Genomic DNA, 16,385 nt, shown 5'->3' on the forward strand with positions numbered 1-16,385 from the left:
ACATCGCCCTTTCTTCTAAACGTCCTCCTCTAGTATCGGATGGCTGCGGAAAGTCGTGAAGAAAAAATAAAAACTCCCTTGTAATAAGAGAGTTCAAGCGGCCTTCCTTCTTTTTCGCTTTGTAAATCTGCGGTAAGCCTGTTTCACCGTCAGCCACCCGGCAAGGCTGAGACCGTAACCGCTGATGGCCGAAAGACAGATAAACCAATAGTATTCCGGCAGCGTCGATGTTGTTCCTGCCATCGCATACCTGTCCACCATCTGCAGGAAAACGAGGACGAGCAAAACAGAAGACAGGCAGCTTAGAAATGTCAGCCAGTTTCGCAGTACCAGCCACTCGACCACCGGCTTCACCACCCACATGACAGATCCCATGAAAGCAAACACCAGAAAAAATTGAATGTATTCCGGCTCCATTCCAAAAATCTGAAGAAAATCTTCATTGAGCCATTGGATCGGTTCTTCCAAAAAATGTGGATCGAGCCATTCACCCATATTCATCATACGGTTCTCCTTTATTCTGTTCTCCTCACCATTATGAACAGCCGGTGGAAGGAATAAACCTAGAAATGCTTAAGGAGATGAGGCTGCTTATTTTTAAGCCACTTCAGCCCTTCACGACGGCTGAGCGGACGGCATTCATACATCGACAAGAAATGGAGGACACCCTCCGGGTTGGTTTTACTGTACTCCCGGAGTGCCCACCCCACGGCTTTTTCTATGAAAAATTCTTTCTCTTCTTTTAACCGGAGGATCGTTTCGAATAAGAGTGTTTCATCCGTCTCTTCCTTGTACTTCAGCTGAAAAAGAAGCGTAGAGCGCCGCAGCCACATCGAGTCCGCTTCACGGAGACGTTCTGTATACGGACGCAGCTGTCCAGGGTAAAGCTTAAAATATTCCCCGCACAGATGAGAGGCGATCATATCCACCGTATCCCACCACGGTTTTGTCTGCAGGAGCTTTTCATAGAACTCTACCGACTGGAGAGAAACCGCACTTCTGCCTTTGTCCAAAAGAGCCAGTGCTGCATAATGACACTCCCTCTCAGGCATCTGAAAAAGATGAAACGCCACTTCAAAACGTTCTTTTTCACTGAGAGTTTTCCACTCTTTCAAAAACGGAGCAAGGATCTTTTTCCGTTCAGGCGCTTTGATGCCGTAAAACGGAAAATGGTTTTTCATATAGTTCTCCATCGGCTGGCGCCGGCTTTCATTTTGATGCTCCACCAACGCCTCATTGATATCAGCAGCTAGATGCTCTGCTCTCATATCCGGCCCAGCCCTGCATGATCCACTTGAAGAAAATCGGTCAACTGCTCTCCAAGGGCCTCTGCTTCCTGATAGCCCTGCATATAGAGGTTATGCAGCCGGTCCCTGTTCCTTTCTATCCTGCTGACTACCAGCGGCTGACGCGGACGGATGACAAACGCCCGTCCCTCTTCTTCCATTTTTCTTACGTGCTCCAGCTGTGCGTTGTAATGGATATGCCGGTCGGCCATCGTTTTGGCGAAGTTCGGAAATTTTTTATACCGGCGGTTCAAATACCAGCCGGCTTTGGATCTGCCTTTGATATAACCGTCATTTCGAGTCAGGACGATCACATGCTTTTGGTTGCCGTCGTCAATCGAACGCTGCAGGGGAATAGGGTCGGCAATCCCTCCATCCATTAACTGAAACCCTTTGAACTCAATGCTTGGCGCAATCATCGGGAGCGAGCTGGAGGCCCGGATGACTTTCAGAAGACTGTCCCTGTCGTGGAAGGAATCAAAGAAAACCGGCCTTCCTGAATCCATATCAGTCGTCGCGACGACGAATTTCGCTGACTGCTTCATGAAGGACTCATAATCAAAAGGGACCAGTTCATTCGGAAGCTTATCAAAAAGGAAATCCATCCCGAACAACTGACGCTTGGTCAGCATTCGTTTATAAGATATGTATTCTGGATGATCCCCGTATTCGACAATGACCCGGTAATTTCTCCCGCGCTGTTTGGCTACATAGGAGCTGCCATTGCATGCGCCGGCGGAGGCTCCGACAACATAGGGAAAATGCACGCCCTGATCGAGAAAGTAATCGAGCACACCTGCTGTATAAGCACCCCGCATCCCGCCGCCTTCCAATACTAAACCTACGTCATTCATAGTTATCACCTGCCTGAAAATTGTTAAGGTTTATGCTTTACATTCTCCCACGTTCCTATGAAAATGTAAAAAGCAGCCCCTTACAGGCGGCCGCTTTTTCATGAGCTGATTAATTCATATAATGGTCGGGACGAAGTTTATTTGTGTGTTTTTCATCTATTTGTCTTTCGATGTCTTCAATCGCTTCTTCGTCTTGCAGCAGCTGCTGCTTGTTACGATCAACAAGTTCTTCAAAAGATAAACGGTGAATCGATCTCATTCTACACTTCCTTTCCCTGTTTTCGTTTGAATTATAACAAAATTCAACAAATGATATACCTGAATTGTTTGAACATTTTGTTAACTTTATGTAAAAAGGAGAGCTACAATGGAACATTTGATCAACCCCACAGTTAAAAACATCGAAATTTCCGGCATCCGGCGTTTTTTTAATATGGTCAGCCATTACGATGACGTCGTTTCCCTGACCATCGGCCAGCCGGACTTCCCTACACCCGATGCTGTCAAGCAGGCAGGTATCCAGGCGATTGAAAATAACCAGACAAGCTACACCCATAACGCCGGTCTCCTTGAACTGCGCCGGGCCGTTCAGCAGCATACAGCTGACTCGTATGGTCTTTCCTATCAGGCTGAGCAGGAGATCATCATCACCGTAGGAGCATCCGAAGCGCTGGACTTATCCCTGCGTACGCTACTGAATCCAGGTGATGAAGTCATCCTCCCCGGCCCTGTTTACCCCGGGTATGAACCATTGATCCGGCTTGCAGGCGGCACCCCGGTATTCGCAGATACGAGTGCGGAGGCATTTAAACTGACCGGCGACATCATTCAGGCGCATATCACTGAAAAAACAAAAGCAGTGATTCTTCCCTACCCCTCCAACCCGACCGGTGTATCATTAACAGAAGAAGAGCTGAAGGATATTGCTGCCGTCATCAAACAGAACGAAATCTTTATCATCGCTGATGAAATCTACAGTGAACTCGTTTATGAACAGCCGCATACATCCATCGCTTCCATTCCGGAGGTCCGGGACAACGTTATCGTCGTCAACGGGGTATCCAAATCCCACAGTATGACGGGATGGCGGATCGGCTATCTGCTTGCACCGGAATGGCTGTCGCGTCATCTATTGAAAGTCCATCAATATAACGTTTCCTGCGCAGCCTCGATCAGTCAATATGCTGCCCTGGAAGCACTGTCCAATCAGAAGCAGGAAGCAGCACGCATGCGTGACGCCTATAAAGAACGGCGTGATTACGCAGCTGGACGTCTTGAACAGATGGGATTGTCGTTTGCCCAGCCGGACGGGGCCTTTTATTTGTTCATTCAATTCCCACTGAATGGGAAGTCAACGACTGATAAAGCCGTCGAGCTTGTAGAGGAGGCCGGCCTTGCCCTCGTTCCGGGGGATGCGTTTTCCACCTATGGAGAAGGATACATGCGCCTTTCCTACGCTTACAGCATGGAAACACTGAAAAAAGGCCTCGATAGACTTGAGAATTACTTGAATTCATAGGTTATACCAACAACGGGCTGTCGTGGAAGTTCACGACAGCCCGTTTTGTTGGAGACAGGTGTATCTATTTTTATTGACAGCGCCTGATTTTAAAAACTTTCATTCTTCTAGTACACGAACCTATGCAGCTTCTTCTTTTTTTCATAGGCTGTACTATAACGATTGAAGGAGGATGACGAATGGCGAATTGTTGTTGTCCCGACCGTGGTGGTCAATTTGCTATGGATGAATTCTGCGGAAACTTCACGATTGATTGTTTAACCGATGCGCCAGCCCCGGACTTCGGTCTAGCTGAAACGGTCTGGTCCTCAAGTTTCACCATTGATGCAGGTACCATCAGCGTCTTTTATGATACCGGCTGTGCTGATCCCCTTACCGTCTATGTTGCCAATGGAGGGGTCGTTGTAGACACCTTCACTGTGCCCCTTGCCACCCTTGGAAGTAACGGGAATACAAGGTCGGTGACGGTTCAGGCCTTTGATGAAGTCCGTATCATTTGTAATACAGATGCCGCAGCAGGAAACTCATGCCGGGGAAAATACTGCATCAGCGCGAATTATCGATTATAACCAGCGGGGCAGGATTCCTCATCCTTTCCTGCCTTTTTATTTTACGATTAGAGGCTGGTCCATTTTGAAAGGTGGTGTGCCTATATGGCCACGATTGATGAAATTGTCGAAGCGCTGGTCACTCCTTTAACACAGTGCTGTTTAGTTAATGCAACGGTAACGGGTCCTTCTGATCAAAGCGAGATATTTTCTACACCACTGCAGGGCTTTCCGACAAATGGCAATGAATTCGTTGTCTTAAGCAGCGGTTTTGCAAGCCTGACGCCGGGGACGGCTCCTACGTTTGTTTCTGAAAACACAGGCGGCCCCATCGTTCCCGCTGGAGACCCCTTAGGTTCTCCGGACGGACAGGAGTCTCTTGATGTTGTTACGGTCAGGCTGCAATTCCTTCTGCCGAAGGACCCCGGCAAGCTGACATTCGACTGGAAATTCGGGACCGAGGAAAATCCACAGTTTGTCGGACAGTTTGCCGATTATTTCCGGGCGGATGTCTTCACTTCTCTCGGTACCGAAAATATTGCCCTGCTTCCCGACGGAACCCCCGTCACGGTTACAAACGCTGCACCCTTTTCCAATATGCCGAATGGGAGTTCCATGGCTCCTCTTCCTCCTTTTCCTACACCGAATGATGTTACGTACAACGCTGTGACCACTGAGATCTACACAGCAGAGCTTGATCTATCCTGCTACAGCTGTGAACTGATCACCCTACAGCTCCGAGTGGCTGACGTCATTGACCGGGTGTTTAACTCGGCTGCTTTTTTGGATAATCTGCGGATCACCGGCTGCGAAGACCCGGAACCTGTAAAACCGATCTGTCCTTAAGCAGGATTGATAATGCTGGGAAAAGGAGAAAAAAAGCTGTCTGCCATGATGATAAAAAAGAGGGACCAGCATGAATGTTTGCAGGTGCCGGCTACTATTCTAAAAGGGGGGATCTTATGGATAAGCATTGTATACAGGCAGAAAAAGTGTATGACTGGGTAACCGCACCACTTCAATTTACGAAATGCTTAACCATTTCGTTTGTGGATGACGTTCTCATGGATGAAGTCTGCGGGAATTTCACATTGATGAACGATTCCCGTGAACTGCTATGGCAGTCGCTGCTGGCTGAGCCTGTCACAGGCACCATTGTCCTCACCCTACAGCAGGGAGATTTGAATGATCTTTCTATCTTTATTAATGGAGATAAAATAAAAAGCGGTACAGGGAAAACATTCAGCAGAACCGTCCAAGGGCTCCAAAGTCTTGAAGTTGAGCGTACAGGCGATGGAATTTTAAAAGGAAAATACTGCCTGGATTTAAACTACATCCTACCTCAAGGTAAGGAAGAACTGCCCCTTGATTGCGAATGCTACACCTGCTTTTTAGCGGATGGGTGCTGCAGGAAAGCCGATATCACCTCTATTGTATGCAGGGAAATTGGACGGAGAAAAGAAGTTCCGGTTGTTCTGCCGTCGGGTGAAAAAATCACCTTTCATGAGATTACTTTATGTAAAGAAGGCTGTCTGGGTGTCAAACTTCCGAATGGGTGCATTTGCGTATGCGCCTTTTCCCAAATAGAAAAACTCCTTCTCTGTGCCCCGCCGGGGACGATCATCCAATGTGAAGTGACCAGCTTTACCTGCAGGGTCCAAACGATTACGAAAGTCAAACACTGCCTCTGTCTGGAACTGCTGGTTGATATCTGTCAGTCTGTAAAAGTCGTTCACCCTGCAACCATTGCTGTCACCGCTCAGGAATGTGAACCACGTCCACCGATCCGCCCTACTTCCTGCTCCGACCAAAAAAACTGATCTGCTCTTTATGTGAAAATGACATTCTGAAAAGGGCAGGTACATAAAAAAACTTACAGAACGGTAAGCTCTGTAAGTTTTATGATTGTTGTTGAATCTCGTTGAGTAATGTATCCAGCCGTTGACTAATTTGAACCGATTCCACACTGGAGAATCCCTTTTCATTCGCGACCTCCATCATTCTTTTCCGAAGGCGCTCAACCTCTTCCAGCATCGTCTCTTTATCCATAACCTGCACGTGCGACGACCTCCTGCCAGTCCTATCTTTTTTGTATTTATCTCTTTCATATACGTAAGCAAAAGGAATGTTTGTTCGCCTGTCCAACCTGCACGAAAAGAATTATCTCAATTTTCATTTCATTTGTAAAGTTATTTGCTAAAACAATTTACAATTCGACATAGGAAGACCGTCGTTTCCCCCTTTCCTATGTTACATATCCATTACATTGAAATCGATCTCCCTTTCATTTCTAAAGCAATATGGTAAAATAAGAGCGAAATCATATCTGTTCATCGAGAAAGGAAGATGAGATTGTCCGAACAATCTAAAAGTGAATGGCTGGAATGGTTAAAAGCCATCGCCGTCGCCATCACACTGGCCTTCATTCTAAGAACGTTCTTCTTCGCCACGTCTATCGTAGAGGGTGCCAGCATGGATCCTACTCTCCAAAACGGTGAACGAGTCATGTTCAATAAAATTATCTACTATATAGACGAGCCTGAGCGTGGAGACATCGTTATCATCGAACGTCCTGTCAAAAGTTATGTGAAACGAATCATCGGTCTGCCTGGAGATACCGTTGAAATCCGGGATCATGAGCTTTATGTTAATGGAGAGAAGGAGACGCAGGAATACTTGAGTGAAGATGCAGCCTCCGCTACAAGAGATTACGGTCCTGTTGATGTTCCCGACGGAAAATACTTCGTCATGGGAGATAACCGCTCCATCAGTAAAGACAGCCGCAACGGCCTCGGCTTTATTGAAGAAGATGAAATCATCGGCCGTACAGAACTGGTGATCTATCCATTTAATGAATGGGGACTAACGAATTAAAAACCTTTCCAGGCGAGGCACTGAAAAACTGAGGATTTGTGAAAGGTAAAGCTCAAAAAAGCGGATGGCATGGATACAAAATTTCCAAGCCATCCGCTTTTTTCTATTTTCATGAGGCTTACATTTCTCATTCCCTGTTAAAAACGCAATAGTACCTTGAAGCCGCATGATTTCGAGACCCGAATAGGAGGCAGCCTCGTTCCAGGCTGAATGTTTTTTATTTTTGATTGATCAGCTTCTCCGGCCACTGATGCATCGTTTCAATCAGCTGATCCAGCTTACCTTCGATACGGTGAAGCAGGTAAAAGGTCACCGCAACAGGAAAACCGACATCCGCCATAATCGATATCCACGTGTCCAAGGGCAGCATCCTCCTTTGATAAAAAAAGCCGCCCGCATCTCCCGGGCGGCTTTCCTCATTTACAATGTAATATCAAATACGTTCCGCTCCACAATGCGCGCTTCTTTCTTCGAGACAAGACTTCCACCTGTCGATGTGAAGCAGTCCTGAAGAAGGATTTCATCCATCGCAGCATTCACCGCAGCCGGATCCACCGGTTCTACAGGTTCATCCAGACTGATGGTCACCGTTCTGCTTTCTTCATTTAAAAACTTAAGCTCCAGCTTTTTCATTCCATGACCTCCCAGTCATTATTCTTCAGTAAGAATCGAGCGGTTATCACGAGCGACTTCTTCCAAGATGTGCTGTTGAAGCGGGGCAAGCGCAGCAGCTGTTTGATAGAGCTGTTCGTCTGATGCCTCGGTTTTCATGTTGTTAAACGATTTTGTCTTGTAAACCATGTTTCCCTCTTCGTCCTGTCCCACCGCTAATACAAGCTGCAGGCGGGAATCAATGCGGGTGTTGGTTACGGCCATGTTTCTCACCTCCTCTCACTTCTATAATCGAAGCGAAAGGCTGATAGGTGTCGGTCTATTTATCCTTATGGCCCAAATCCCAGAATGATATGCCTTCATAGACGGATGCACAAGCTGTTTCTACGATAATACATAGATTATTACTATAGTGTAGATGTAAAAATCGAGGCTGCAAGGAGGAATGAATATGTGTGGTGTCTACTCGGATTCCGGGTCCGCGTGCTGCCCCCAGGCACAGATCGTTCAGGAGGAAATCTGCGGGAACATCAATGAACTGCTGGTCGCTGAAACTCTATGGGAAGCGCCTGCCGGGAGTTATGTTTCTGCAACATTCCAAGTGTTTAATTCGGCATCAAGTGCAGGAAGCATTGTCACAGCCGGGGATGTCGTTTTGACAGCCCTGCCGGGGAACACAGTTTCCGAAAGTGTTAACAACCCGACATTATTTACGGTAACCACCCTCGCCGGGATAACCGGCACGTACTGTATTACGTTGTATAAACGTGTTTTAGCTTAATAAAACAAAGGAGAATATGATTATGTGTCAATCACATTCGGCCTGCTGTCCGCAGGCGCAGATCGTTCAGGAAAAAATTTGTGGGAATTTCAACGGCCTGCTTGCAGCTGAAGAAGTGTGGAGCGCTCCTGCAGGAAGCTACGTTTCCGGGACCTTCCAGATTTTCAACTCGGCTTCCAGCCTGGCTCCTGTAGCAGGGGCAGTCGTAGGTGTACCACCTGGGGTTCTTGCAGCAGCTCCAGGTGTTACTGACTCTGTCAGCGTCAACAGCCCGACTTCATTTACGATTACCTCTGCGATTGGCGACAGCGGTACCTACTGCATCACGCTTTACAAGCGCGTCCTTGCCTAATTCAATCAGATCTGCGTGCAGACAAAAAGAAAGCCCGGAAACCTCTTAGACAGGTAGCCGGACTTTCTTTTTTCTACGTATTAACCGTGATCAAAAATAGTGAGGCCGATCAACCCCAGCATAACGACAATACTCACAACATTCATGACGATTTCCATGATCTTCCCACTCCTCTCTCTGCTTCCATTCTAACAAAAAACGCTTTCATCTGCTTCTTTTATTTTCAGGCGTTCCCCGCATCTTTATACCTTCTCTTTTCCCGCTGTTCCTTATTCAAAACGAAACGTTCACAGGATATTCTTATCTTTATGTCCGTATTGTGAAATGGTGAACATTCTGACTCTTACTACGAACATGATGTCGTATACTGGAACTGTAGAAAAGATGCCGGCAATCATGTGAAATGTTGAACAAACTATTTTTACAAGGAGTGAGGATCATGTTGAATGATTTCTTTAGAACAAGCAGAACAGCTGCAGTCGTGTTAGCGGTCATCCGGGTATACCTTGGTGTAACATGGCTGAATGCTGGAATCGGTAAACTGACCGGAGGTTTTGAAGTTCAGGGATTTCTACAGGGGTCCATAAGCAAAGCAGAAGGTGCACACCCGGCCGTTCAAGGGTGGTGGGCGGGTTTCCTTGAAAGCTTTGCCCTTCCAAACCATGAATTATTTGCCCAGCTCGTGATGTGGGGGGAAATCCTTGCAGGTATCGCTCTAATCCTTGGTTTATTTACAACTGCTGCCGCCTTTGGAGGCATCCTGATGAATTTTGCTTTCTTATTCAGCGGAACTGTCAACACCAATCCACAGATGGTCATCCTGACGGTCTTTATTCTGGCTGCCGGTATCAATGCCGGACGGTACGGACTTGATCACTGGATCGTTCCACTCATCCAAAAACGCCGGCCGCACCTGCGCAAAAGTCAGCTGGCTCTTACGTAATAGATCAGCCCTTCACAAAGAGCAGACACAGGCCTGCTCTTTGTTCTTTGTGCTTCCACCCTTTTCAAGGTACCTTCCCCTATCCATTCCACTGAGGAACGCCAAAGCGTCACGGGCTGAAGATCCACCTGGTCCATTTTTGACCAATGAAGCTGAAGCCATACCCGCCGTTAAGCGGACGGTAAACAGATTTGAAGCGAATACAAAATATTGTTTATTTTGTATATGGATGAGGTATCATGAAAGAAGGTTACGGCCCTGATCCATCATTGAAATTTATCGTAGAAATTGAGGTGCGTTCATGTCCACTTATATTTTCCGTTTTTTTATTTTCTGGTACATATGCGGCGTATTCCTGGTCACCTTTGACTGGCTCCCTCCCTGGCTCGAATGGGCGAACAGTGTGTTCCTGATCGCTGCCGGAGTGGTCGCCGGGCTTTATTTTATACATATGTATGGAAAAAGAACAGGCATCCTTTACAGCCTGTTCATTATTGCTGCCAGTATTTATGTCGAGCATTTAGGTGTGGCCTACAACTTCCTGTTCGGAACTTATGATTATACCCAGGACTTCGGTGTCAAGATTGCCGATACCCCGATTACCATCGGATTTGCCTGGCTCTTGATCATCGGCTGCTCCCACGAAATGGCCCGTGTCATTTCCAGTGAACTTCCGCCTTTCATCCGTTTCCTGACGTTCCTTCTTACTGGAGCGTTGTGTGCGGTAACCATCGATCTTATCCTCGATCCTGTATCCTATAAAGTAAAAGAATACTGGATCTGGCAGGAACCCGGCTTTTATTATGACATTCCTTTCAGTAATTTTGCCGGGTGGTTCATAACAGCAGCCTTCTTCCATCTCGTCTTCCTGATTTGGAATCCGGATAACCAGGCGAATGACGGGACGTGGCCGAAACGGATGGCTCTTGTTTTCGGACTGATGGTGTTCCTGTTCATCTGCATGGCTTTCACCGGAGGGCTTTACGCTGCCATCACCCTTGTCGCTCTATTGACTGCCGGCTGGTATGCTCTTTATTTCTGGAGGAAAAAGCATGTTCAAGCCATCTCATAAACGTCCGGTCATCGAATGGGGATTCACCCGCTTCAACCGGATGTTCCTGAAGAAGCATTTTAACCGTATCCTTTTGGACGCTCCGGAAACCGTTCCGAAGGAGAATACCTTATTCCTCATCAACCATTCGGCATGGTGGGACCCTTTGTTCATCTTTTACCTCAATGACCAGGTCGTCCATTCCGATGGACACGGCATGATGCATGAGGAAGGGCTGCAGAAGTTTCCCTTTTTCAGAAGCATCGGCGCTTTTTCCATCAACAACAAGAGCCGGAAGCATCTTATGGAATCCCTCACCTACAGCGCAGATCTGTTGGCCTCAGGAAAAACGGTATGGATTTTCCCGCAGGGAGCTGAGCAGCCCCTTGAAAAGCGTCCACTCGAGTTTTTTTCCGGGATCAGCTATATCGTCCAAAAAGCACCACACGTCCACGTGGTACCTGTTTCTATTTATTATGCACTGGAGCATGAACGAAAGCCGAACGCTTACATAACGATCGGGGAGCCTCTTCCACAGGAGGGTTACGCCAAGCTGAACCGGAAGTCGATGACACACTATTTCGAAACGGCAGCTACGAAGCAGCTGGATGATCTACGGGCACGGGTCATACAGGAAAACCATGAGGTGTTCCGCCCTATTTAAACAGAAAGGAGGCTTCTGTCATTGCTATGGTTTATCATCCTTGTCCTTGGTTTAATCGTCATGAACCTATGGACAATCATTAACAGTTTATTCTTATATCCTTTGAGGGCAGATAAGCAGGAACAGACCGACCAAAAAGTTTCCCTGCTCGTCCCGCTCCGTAATGAAAGGGATAACGTGGAGGGCTTGATCTCCTCGTTATCCACGCTCACGTATCCGAATCTTGAAATGCTCCTTCTCGATGATCATTCTGAAGATGGCACCTATGAAGAACTGCTCTCGCTTACCGCAGGAGATCCCCGATATACCATCCTGCAGGGGAAAGAACTGCCGGATGGATGGAACGGTAAGGTACACGCCTGTCACCAGCTTTCAGAAAAAGCAGAGGGGGATTACCTGTTTTTCCTGGATGCTGATGCACGAGTCGTCCCTACAGTAATTGAAAAGACACTGGGGACCATGAGAAAGAGAAAAGCAGCGATGCTCAGTGGGTTTCCTTTCTATCCGAATCATCATTTTCTGAGCCATATGCTTGTACCTCTTCAGCATATGGTCGTACTGCTTCACCTTCCACTTTTCATCGCCAACCGTACGACAAAGCCGATGTTCACAGCAGCGTGCGGCATCTTTATCATGATTGAACGCTCGGCCTATCAGGCGGTCGGAGGCCATGAATCGGTCAAGGATTCCCTTGTAGAAGATGTTCATCTCGCTCGTGAAGTGAAAAAGAACGGCTACCGTATGATTCTTGCCAATATTACATCCTCCGCTCTTTCGTATATGTATGAATCCAATCAGGAAACGTGGGCAGGGTTTAAAAAGAATCTCTACACCGGTATCGGGCGGTCAACATGGATGGTCGTCTTCCTCACGCTCCTGTATGCCATTCTTTTTGTACTTCCCGGAGCTCTCGCTGTTTTCGGAACGGGAACAGGAACGCTTTACATGCTGCTCCCCTACGTATTACTAATCATGTTCAAAATGTATGTCGATGCACGAACAGGCCATCCTCTGTGGCTGTCCTTTCTCATGCCTGCAGCGGGAGCACTGTTGATTGCGATGATGTGGGCATCCATGCTTGTACATAAAAGAGGTCGTTCATATCAATGGAAAGGCAGGTCGTATCAATGAAAGCAGTCATTATCGGTGGTGGACTGGGCGGTCTTTCCGCTGCGGTCCATCTGGCCAGTGAAGGCGTAGACGTAAAAGTATTTGAAAAGAACAGCCATTTTGGAGGGAAAATGATGGCTGTAGATGAAGAAGGCTATCATTTCGATTTCGGTCCGAACACAATTACCATGCCGGAGGTATTTACGAGAGTCCTGGAAAAAGCAGGCCTCCCCTCCCATACGCTGACCTTTGAAAAAATCGAAACCCATACGCGCAACGTTTTTCCGAATGGGACAACCTTCGATTTTTCTACTAATCCCGATGTTATGAAAACTCAGTTGAAAAAGCTCGATCCTAAAGGTTACCAGTCCTATGAAAAGTTCCTGAAGGAAATTGAGCGCCTCTATCAGATGTCCCGGAAGCATTTTCTGCACCGCACATTCAATGGATGGAAGGATTATCTGTCTCCTTCTCTTATGAAGAGCATGATGAACGTGCGTCCGCTCCAGTCGATGGATCGTTTTTTCAGGGAGTACTTTTCCAATCCGGATATCATTCAGGCGTTAAACCGCTACTCGACATATATCGGATCCAATCCCTACAAGGCACCGGCCACATTCAGTATGATTGCTCATCTGGAATGGAATGACGGCGTCTATTATGTAAAGGGGGGAAATACGAGAATCGCGGAATCCTTCGTTCAGGCAGCAGAAGCCGCCGGTGTCCATCTGTACAGCGGGACCCCTGTTTCAAAAGTCCATACGTATCAGGGCCGTGCAGCAGGCGTGGAGACGAAGGATGGAGACTTCTTCGAGGCAGACCATGTGATTATCAACGGAGATCTGCTGCAGGCAGTTCCGGAGCTCATCGATCAGCAGGAAAGGAAGAAAATGAGTGATCAGAAGCTCGCCTCCTACGATCCTTCTATTTCCGCTTTCGTCATCATGGCAGGGCTCGACACCTGCCTCCCGCAGCTGCATCATCATCACCTGCTCTTTTCAAGGGATTATGAAAAAGAGTTCGATCAGCTGTCCAACGGAGCCTACGCGGATGATCCGACCATATACATCTGTACTTCAGCGAAATCAGATCCGGATGTCTCTCCTAAGGGGGATAATTGTTTTATCCTCGTCAATGCCCCGGCTGTGAGCGGTCATCAGCAGAACAAGGAGCACTATAAAGCGCTGGTTTATGACAAGTTGACAAAGGCCGGTATTCCTGTTCAAGATCACCTTGTCTATGAAAAAATCATCGGTCCGGAGGAAATCGAAGAGACTTTCGGGGCTCACCGCGGTTCGCTTTACGGCCCTTCGTCCAACAGCAGAAGCCAGGCCTTTATGCGCCCGTTCAACAAGTCCCAGGACCTTGAGGGGTTATGGTTCTGCGGGGGGAGCACCCACCCCGGCGGTGGTTCTCCGATGGTCGTGCTCAGTGGAGAAAATACAGCTAATCAAATCATCGGAAAAATCGTCCATATCGAGTGAATTCCGAACATTAAAAAAGGCTGCTGGAAATCCAGCAGCCTTTCTTTATGTAGCTCTGTACGTTTCTCCCTGTTTTTTATCTGGCAGACGCGACAGGAAATAGGATACAGTCGCAATCCCAATGAGAACCAACAGCTGGGAGGGCCCGCTTCCTGCTCCTCCTGTCTCAGGATCATATTGGAGCGTCAACAGCATGCCGGAGAGCCATTGATAAACAAAATACAATAGGATAAAGCTTCCTATGAATATCAGATACTTTTTCATCGTACCACCACCTTCTCCCTTCTATACGAAACAGGGAGCCAATCGTTTCAAAAAAAAGAGCACCTTCACAGGTGCATCCTTAGGAAAGAGTGATCTTCCGCCCTCGAACGGACGAGTCCGCTGGATCTTCTTCATTATAGAGGTGACAGGCGACATGGTGACCGCTTTCGATTTCCTGCCATTCCGGCACCACTTCTGCACATTTTTCCATCGCCGCCGGACACCTCGTACGGAACACACAGCCGCTCGGAGGGTCAATCGGACTTGGGATTTCCCCTTCGATTATCATTTGCTCCCGCTCATCTTCCAAATCCGGATCAGGAATGGGGATGGCAGACAACAGCGCTTTTGTATAAGGGTGAAGGGGGTTCTTGTACAGCTGGTCACTGCTTGTCAGTTCGACAAGGCGGCCTAAGTACATCACACCGATGCGGTCGGAAATGTGCCGGACCATGGATAAGTCGTGAGCAATAAACAGATACGTGAGCCCTTTCTCCTCCTGGAGCCGCTCCAACAGGTTGACCACCTGCGCCTGTACAGAAACGTCAAGCGCAGAGATGGGTTCGTCCGCAATGATGACGGATGGATCGAGAGCAAGAGCGCGGGCAATCCCGATCCGCTGCCTCTGTCCACCACTGAACTCGTGCGGGTAACGATTGGCATGGTCACGATTCAGCCCGACTTCTTCAAGCAGTTCATACACCCGTTCCAAACGCTCCCGTTTTGTCCGGAAAAGCTTGTGGATCTCCATAGGCTCAGCAATGATTTCCGCCACCGTAGATCTTGGGTTTAAGGAAGCATACGGATCCTGAAAAATCATCTGCATATCTCTTTTCAGCTGAAACTGCTCCTGCTCACTGCGGTTATGAACCCGTTTGCCCTTATAAAGAACCTCCCCGTCTGTGACGGGGTAAAGATTCATCATCGTCCGTCCTGTTGTCGATTTTCCACACCCCGACTCTCCAACAAGGCCGAACGTTTCCCCTTCGTAAATATCGAAGCTGATGCCGTCCACGGCTTTCAATGTTTGATTTCTGCCGATGTCAAAGTGCTTTTTTAATTGTTTGACTTCCAATACCTTTTCCATCGTCATCCTGCTTCCTCCGCTTCCTCCCAGTATCTTCGTACCGCACACAGTTCCTTTTCATAAATCGTACCGCGCAGGTCAATGATCTCGATGTTTTTTCCTACATTCGGCGAGTGAAGCATTTTTCCTTCTCCATAATAGAATCCGACGTGATGCACACGTCCCTGCCCTTCTTCATAGGCGAAAAACAGCAGATCACCGGGCTGCTTTTGATCGATGGGGATGTCCACTCCCCTGTTCACTTGATCGGTTGCATCACGGGGGATCATGTAGCCGTGCGCCTTATGAAGCGCATAAGCGAAACCCGAGCAGTCGAACCCATACGAACTCATCCCTCCCCAGAAATAAGGCAGATCGAGGAAGGTTTCTGCCGATTCAATGATGGCAGCACCACTGCCTTTGGGTATCTCTTCGGGCGAAGGATAAACGGACGCCGCCTCTGCGGAAATATAGCCTTCGCCATGTGGGGTACGGACTTTGATCAGGACCCCCTCCTCTTGAATGACGGGCAGGGATGTCAAATAACTGACCTCCAGAAATGGCTGACGTTTTTCATCCAGGAGCATCGTTTGTTTATCGTGGACAACGAGCATGCCATTTCCCTGCCATTTAGATTGAGGGAGAGCATTGAGCTGTCTTTCGGGTATATATCCGGGGTATCCGCGGTCATCTTTTTTTGATGACTGATGGGGAATAATGATGCGGGCCCAGCCATCCTTCATCTCATCGACGATCACTTCTTCCCCATATAGAAGCTGGGACTGGACGAGATTATCATCGCACAGCGCCAGTTTCTGCTTATGGTCCAGCTGATCCAGCCATTCAATCATGGAACTGACAGATGAAATCCCTGGTTCATCACAATCCCTCGGTGAATCCGGAGCCGTCCAGACCGTGGCTACCGGAACGGCCACCACCCAGACCGTGTCGATCGCTTTTTTCTTTATCATGGTCTT

Annotated in this window: 23 protein-coding genes; 12 read left to right on the plus strand and 11 right to left on the minus strand. The window is 47.9% G+C overall.

All coding sequences use genetic code 11. The features are described 5' to 3' along the window. Window positions 1-93: 93 nt before the first annotated feature. From GLV97_RS16280 to GLV97_RS16295, 4 genes are all read right to left on the minus strand, one after another. Complete coding sequence (locus GLV97_RS16280) at window positions 94-504, minus strand: hypothetical protein (RefSeq protein WP_160890113.1); 411 nt, start codon at window positions 502-504, stop codon at window positions 94-96. A gap of 59 nt (window positions 505-563) precedes the next feature. Beyond that, entirely contained in the window at window positions 564-1,268 is a 705-nt protein-coding gene (locus tag GLV97_RS16285; protein WP_160890114.1) for a DNA alkylation repair protein, read from the minus strand. Next, complete coding sequence (locus tag GLV97_RS16290) at window positions 1,265-2,140, minus strand: patatin-like phospholipase family protein (RefSeq protein ID WP_160835424.1); 876 nt, start codon at window positions 2,138-2,140, stop codon at window positions 1,265-1,267. Before GLV97_RS16290 ends, GLV97_RS16285 begins: the two co-directional genes overlap by 4 nt. A gap of 109 nt (window positions 2,141-2,249) precedes the next feature. Continuing rightward, a complete protein-coding gene (locus GLV97_RS16295) occupies window positions 2,250-2,399 on the minus strand; it encodes an FbpB family small basic protein (RefSeq protein ID WP_160835423.1) in 150 nt (49 codons plus the stop codon). 108 nt (window positions 2,400-2,507) lie between these two features. Here GLV97_RS16295 and GLV97_RS16300 point away from each other — a divergent pair, with 108 nt between their 5' ends. From GLV97_RS16300 to GLV97_RS16315, 4 genes are all read left to right on the plus strand, one after another. Next, window positions 2,508-3,659, plus strand: a complete 1,152-nt coding sequence (locus GLV97_RS16300) for an aminotransferase A (RefSeq protein WP_160890115.1) — start codon at window positions 2,508-2,510, stop codon at window positions 3,657-3,659. A gap of 179 nt (window positions 3,660-3,838) precedes the next feature. Beyond that, window positions 3,839-4,228, plus strand: coding sequence for a DUF3992 domain-containing protein (locus GLV97_RS16305; RefSeq protein WP_160835421.1), 390 nt, complete (start codon window positions 3,839-3,841; stop codon window positions 4,226-4,228). 84 nt (window positions 4,229-4,312) lie between these two features. Beyond that, complete coding sequence (locus tag GLV97_RS16310) at window positions 4,313-5,053, plus strand: choice-of-anchor L domain-containing protein (protein ID WP_160835420.1); 741 nt, start codon at window positions 4,313-4,315, stop codon at window positions 5,051-5,053. A 116-nt stretch (window positions 5,054-5,169) separates the two neighbouring features. Continuing rightward, window positions 5,170-6,027, plus strand: a complete 858-nt coding sequence (locus GLV97_RS16315) for an S-Ena type endospore appendage (protein ID WP_160890116.1) — start codon at window positions 5,170-5,172, stop codon at window positions 6,025-6,027. Between the two features lie 79 nt (window positions 6,028-6,106). On the opposite strand, the gene GLV97_RS16320 is transcribed toward GLV97_RS16315, so the two are convergent. Then, window positions 6,107-6,256 (minus strand): aspartyl-phosphate phosphatase Spo0E family protein, encoded by a 150-nt coding sequence (locus tag GLV97_RS16320; protein ID WP_160836456.1) that lies wholly within the window; start codon window positions 6,254-6,256, stop codon window positions 6,107-6,109. Between the two features lie 297 nt (window positions 6,257-6,553). Between GLV97_RS16320 and lepB the strand changes: the two genes are divergently transcribed. Continuing rightward, the gene (gene lepB, locus GLV97_RS16325; RefSeq protein WP_423784975.1) at window positions 6,554-7,081 is read left to right on the plus strand and encodes a signal peptidase I; all 528 of its coding nucleotides are present in this window, start codon (window positions 6,554-6,556) and stop codon (window positions 7,079-7,081) included. 217 nt (window positions 7,082-7,298) lie between these two features. Here lepB and GLV97_RS16330 read toward each other — a convergent pair whose 3' ends face one another. From GLV97_RS16330 to GLV97_RS16340, 3 genes are read right to left on the minus strand one after another with little or no spacing between them, the layout of a single operon-like run. After that, the gene (locus GLV97_RS16330) at window positions 7,299-7,442 is read right to left on the minus strand and encodes a YvrJ family protein (RefSeq protein WP_160835417.1); all 144 of its coding nucleotides are present in this window, start codon (window positions 7,440-7,442) and stop codon (window positions 7,299-7,301) included. Window positions 7,443-7,501: 59 nt separating this feature from the next. Further along, a complete protein-coding gene (locus GLV97_RS16335) occupies window positions 7,502-7,714 on the minus strand; it encodes a DUF2922 domain-containing protein (protein ID WP_160835416.1) in 213 nt (70 codons plus the stop codon). Window positions 7,715-7,732: 18 nt separating this feature from the next. Next, entirely contained in the window at window positions 7,733-7,957 is a 225-nt protein-coding gene (locus GLV97_RS16340) for a DUF1659 domain-containing protein (protein ID WP_160835415.1), read from the minus strand. Between the two features lie 187 nt (window positions 7,958-8,144). On the opposite strand from GLV97_RS16340, the gene GLV97_RS16345 reads away from it, so the two are divergent. The 7 genes from GLV97_RS16345 (at window position 8,145) to GLV97_RS16375 (ending at window position 14,078) form a co-directional block, all read left to right on the plus strand. Next, window positions 8,145-8,474: an S-Ena type endospore appendage gene (locus GLV97_RS16345; RefSeq protein WP_160835414.1), complete on the plus strand. Its 330-nt coding sequence runs from the start codon at window positions 8,145-8,147 to the stop codon at window positions 8,472-8,474. A gap of 22 nt (window positions 8,475-8,496) precedes the next feature. Continuing rightward, window positions 8,497-8,826, plus strand: a complete 330-nt coding sequence (locus GLV97_RS16350; protein ID WP_160890118.1) for an S-Ena type endospore appendage — start codon at window positions 8,497-8,499, stop codon at window positions 8,824-8,826. 439 nt (window positions 8,827-9,265) lie between these two features. After that, complete coding sequence (locus GLV97_RS16355) at window positions 9,266-9,769, plus strand: DoxX family protein (protein ID WP_160890119.1); 504 nt, start codon at window positions 9,266-9,268, stop codon at window positions 9,767-9,769. 301 nt (window positions 9,770-10,070) lie between these two features. After that, the gene (locus tag GLV97_RS16360) at window positions 10,071-10,841 is read left to right on the plus strand and encodes a carotenoid biosynthesis protein (protein WP_160835411.1); all 771 of its coding nucleotides are present in this window, start codon (window positions 10,071-10,073) and stop codon (window positions 10,839-10,841) included. Further along, complete coding sequence (locus GLV97_RS16365) at window positions 10,822-11,484, plus strand: lysophospholipid acyltransferase family protein (protein ID WP_160890120.1); 663 nt, start codon at window positions 10,822-10,824, stop codon at window positions 11,482-11,484. Before GLV97_RS16360 ends, GLV97_RS16365 begins: the two co-directional genes overlap by 20 nt. 21 nt (window positions 11,485-11,505) lie before the next feature. Continuing rightward, window positions 11,506-12,615, plus strand: coding sequence for a glycosyltransferase (locus GLV97_RS16370; protein WP_237416963.1), 1,110 nt, complete (start codon window positions 11,506-11,508; stop codon window positions 12,613-12,615). After that, window positions 12,612-14,078 (plus strand): phytoene desaturase family protein, encoded by a 1,467-nt coding sequence (locus tag GLV97_RS16375; RefSeq protein ID WP_160890121.1) that lies wholly within the window; start codon window positions 12,612-12,614, stop codon window positions 14,076-14,078. The genes GLV97_RS16370 and GLV97_RS16375 overlap by 4 nt, the downstream gene beginning before the upstream one ends. Window positions 14,079-14,123: 45 nt before the next feature. On the opposite strand, the gene GLV97_RS16380 is transcribed toward GLV97_RS16375, so the two are convergent. The 3 genes from GLV97_RS16380 to GLV97_RS16390 form a co-directional block, all read right to left on the minus strand. Further along, window positions 14,124-14,342: a hypothetical protein gene (locus tag GLV97_RS16380; RefSeq protein WP_160835408.1), complete on the minus strand. Its 219-nt coding sequence runs from the start codon at window positions 14,340-14,342 to the stop codon at window positions 14,124-14,126. Window positions 14,343-14,421: 79 nt separating this feature from the next. Further along, window positions 14,422-15,435: an ABC transporter ATP-binding protein gene (locus GLV97_RS16385; protein WP_160890122.1), complete on the minus strand. Its 1,014-nt coding sequence runs from the start codon at window positions 15,433-15,435 to the stop codon at window positions 14,422-14,424. Beyond that, window positions 15,432-16,379 carry a C40 family peptidase gene (locus GLV97_RS16390; protein WP_160835406.1) on the minus strand — a complete coding sequence of 316 codons (948 nt, stop codon included), beginning with the start codon at window positions 16,377-16,379 and terminating at the stop codon, window positions 15,432-15,434. The genes GLV97_RS16385 and GLV97_RS16390 overlap by 4 nt, the downstream gene beginning before the upstream one ends. Window positions 16,380-16,385 lie beyond the last annotated feature (6 nt).

Origin of the sequence: Halobacillus litoralis (assembly GCF_009856355.1) — a bacterium.
Lineage (GTDB): Bacteria > Bacillota > Bacilli > Bacillales > Halobacillaceae > Halobacillus > Halobacillus litoralis_B.

What these genes read in the sequence shown, in the direction of transcription:
- GLV97_RS16280 (WP_160890113.1), bottom strand. Translation starts at nt 504, where the DNA reads ATGATGAATATGGGTGAATGGCTCGATCCACATTTTTTGGAAGAACCG.
- GLV97_RS16360 (WP_160835411.1), top strand. Translation starts at nt 10,071, where the DNA reads ATGTCCACTTATATTTTCCGTTTTTTTATTTTCTGGTACATATGCGGC.
- GLV97_RS16285 (WP_160890114.1), bottom strand. Translation starts at nt 1,268, where the DNA reads ATGAGAGCAGAGCATCTAGCTGCTGATATCAATGAGGCGTTGGTGGAG.
- GLV97_RS16345 (WP_160835414.1), top strand. Translation starts at nt 8,145, where the DNA reads ATGTGTGGTGTCTACTCGGATTCCGGGTCCGCGTGCTGCCCCCAGGCA.
- GLV97_RS16390 (WP_160835406.1), bottom strand. Translation starts at nt 16,379, where the DNA reads ATGATAAAGAAAAAAGCGATCGACACGGTCTGGGTGGTGGCCGTTCCG.
- GLV97_RS16350 (WP_160890118.1), top strand. Translation starts at nt 8,497, where the DNA reads ATGTGTCAATCACATTCGGCCTGCTGTCCGCAGGCGCAGATCGTTCAG.
- GLV97_RS16385 (WP_160890122.1), bottom strand. Translation starts at nt 15,435, where the DNA reads ATGACGATGGAAAAGGTATTGGAAGTCAAACAATTAAAAAAGCACTTT.
- GLV97_RS16310 (WP_160835420.1), top strand. Translation starts at nt 4,313, where the DNA reads ATGGCCACGATTGATGAAATTGTCGAAGCGCTGGTCACTCCTTTAACA.
- GLV97_RS16380 (WP_160835408.1), bottom strand. Translation starts at nt 14,342, where the DNA reads ATGAAAAAGTATCTGATATTCATAGGAAGCTTTATCCTATTGTATTTT.
- lepB (WP_423784975.1), top strand. Translation starts at nt 6,554, where the DNA reads ATGAGATTGTCCGAACAATCTAAAAGTGAATGGCTGGAATGGTTAAAA.
- GLV97_RS16300 (WP_160890115.1), top strand. Translation starts at nt 2,508, where the DNA reads ATGGAACATTTGATCAACCCCACAGTTAAAAACATCGAAATTTCCGGC.
- GLV97_RS16305 (WP_160835421.1), top strand. Translation starts at nt 3,839, where the DNA reads ATGGCGAATTGTTGTTGTCCCGACCGTGGTGGTCAATTTGCTATGGAT.
- GLV97_RS16365 (WP_160890120.1), top strand. Translation starts at nt 10,822, where the DNA reads ATGTTCAAGCCATCTCATAAACGTCCGGTCATCGAATGGGGATTCACC.
- GLV97_RS16335 (WP_160835416.1), bottom strand. Translation starts at nt 7,714, where the DNA reads ATGAAAAAGCTGGAGCTTAAGTTTTTAAATGAAGAAAGCAGAACGGTG.
- GLV97_RS16340 (WP_160835415.1), bottom strand. Translation starts at nt 7,957, where the DNA reads ATGGCCGTAACCAACACCCGCATTGATTCCCGCCTGCAGCTTGTATTA.
- GLV97_RS16320 (WP_160836456.1), bottom strand. Translation starts at nt 6,256, where the DNA reads ATGGATAAAGAGACGATGCTGGAAGAGGTTGAGCGCCTTCGGAAAAGA.
- GLV97_RS16375 (WP_160890121.1), top strand. Translation starts at nt 12,612, where the DNA reads ATGAAAGCAGTCATTATCGGTGGTGGACTGGGCGGTCTTTCCGCTGCG.
- GLV97_RS16355 (WP_160890119.1), top strand. Translation starts at nt 9,266, where the DNA reads ATGTTGAATGATTTCTTTAGAACAAGCAGAACAGCTGCAGTCGTGTTA.
- GLV97_RS16295 (WP_160835423.1), bottom strand. Translation starts at nt 2,399, where the DNA reads ATGAGATCGATTCACCGTTTATCTTTTGAAGAACTTGTTGATCGTAAC.
- GLV97_RS16315 (WP_160890116.1), top strand. Translation starts at nt 5,170, where the DNA reads ATGGATAAGCATTGTATACAGGCAGAAAAAGTGTATGACTGGGTAACC.
- GLV97_RS16290 (WP_160835424.1), bottom strand. Translation starts at nt 2,140, where the DNA reads ATGAATGACGTAGGTTTAGTATTGGAAGGCGGCGGGATGCGGGGTGCT.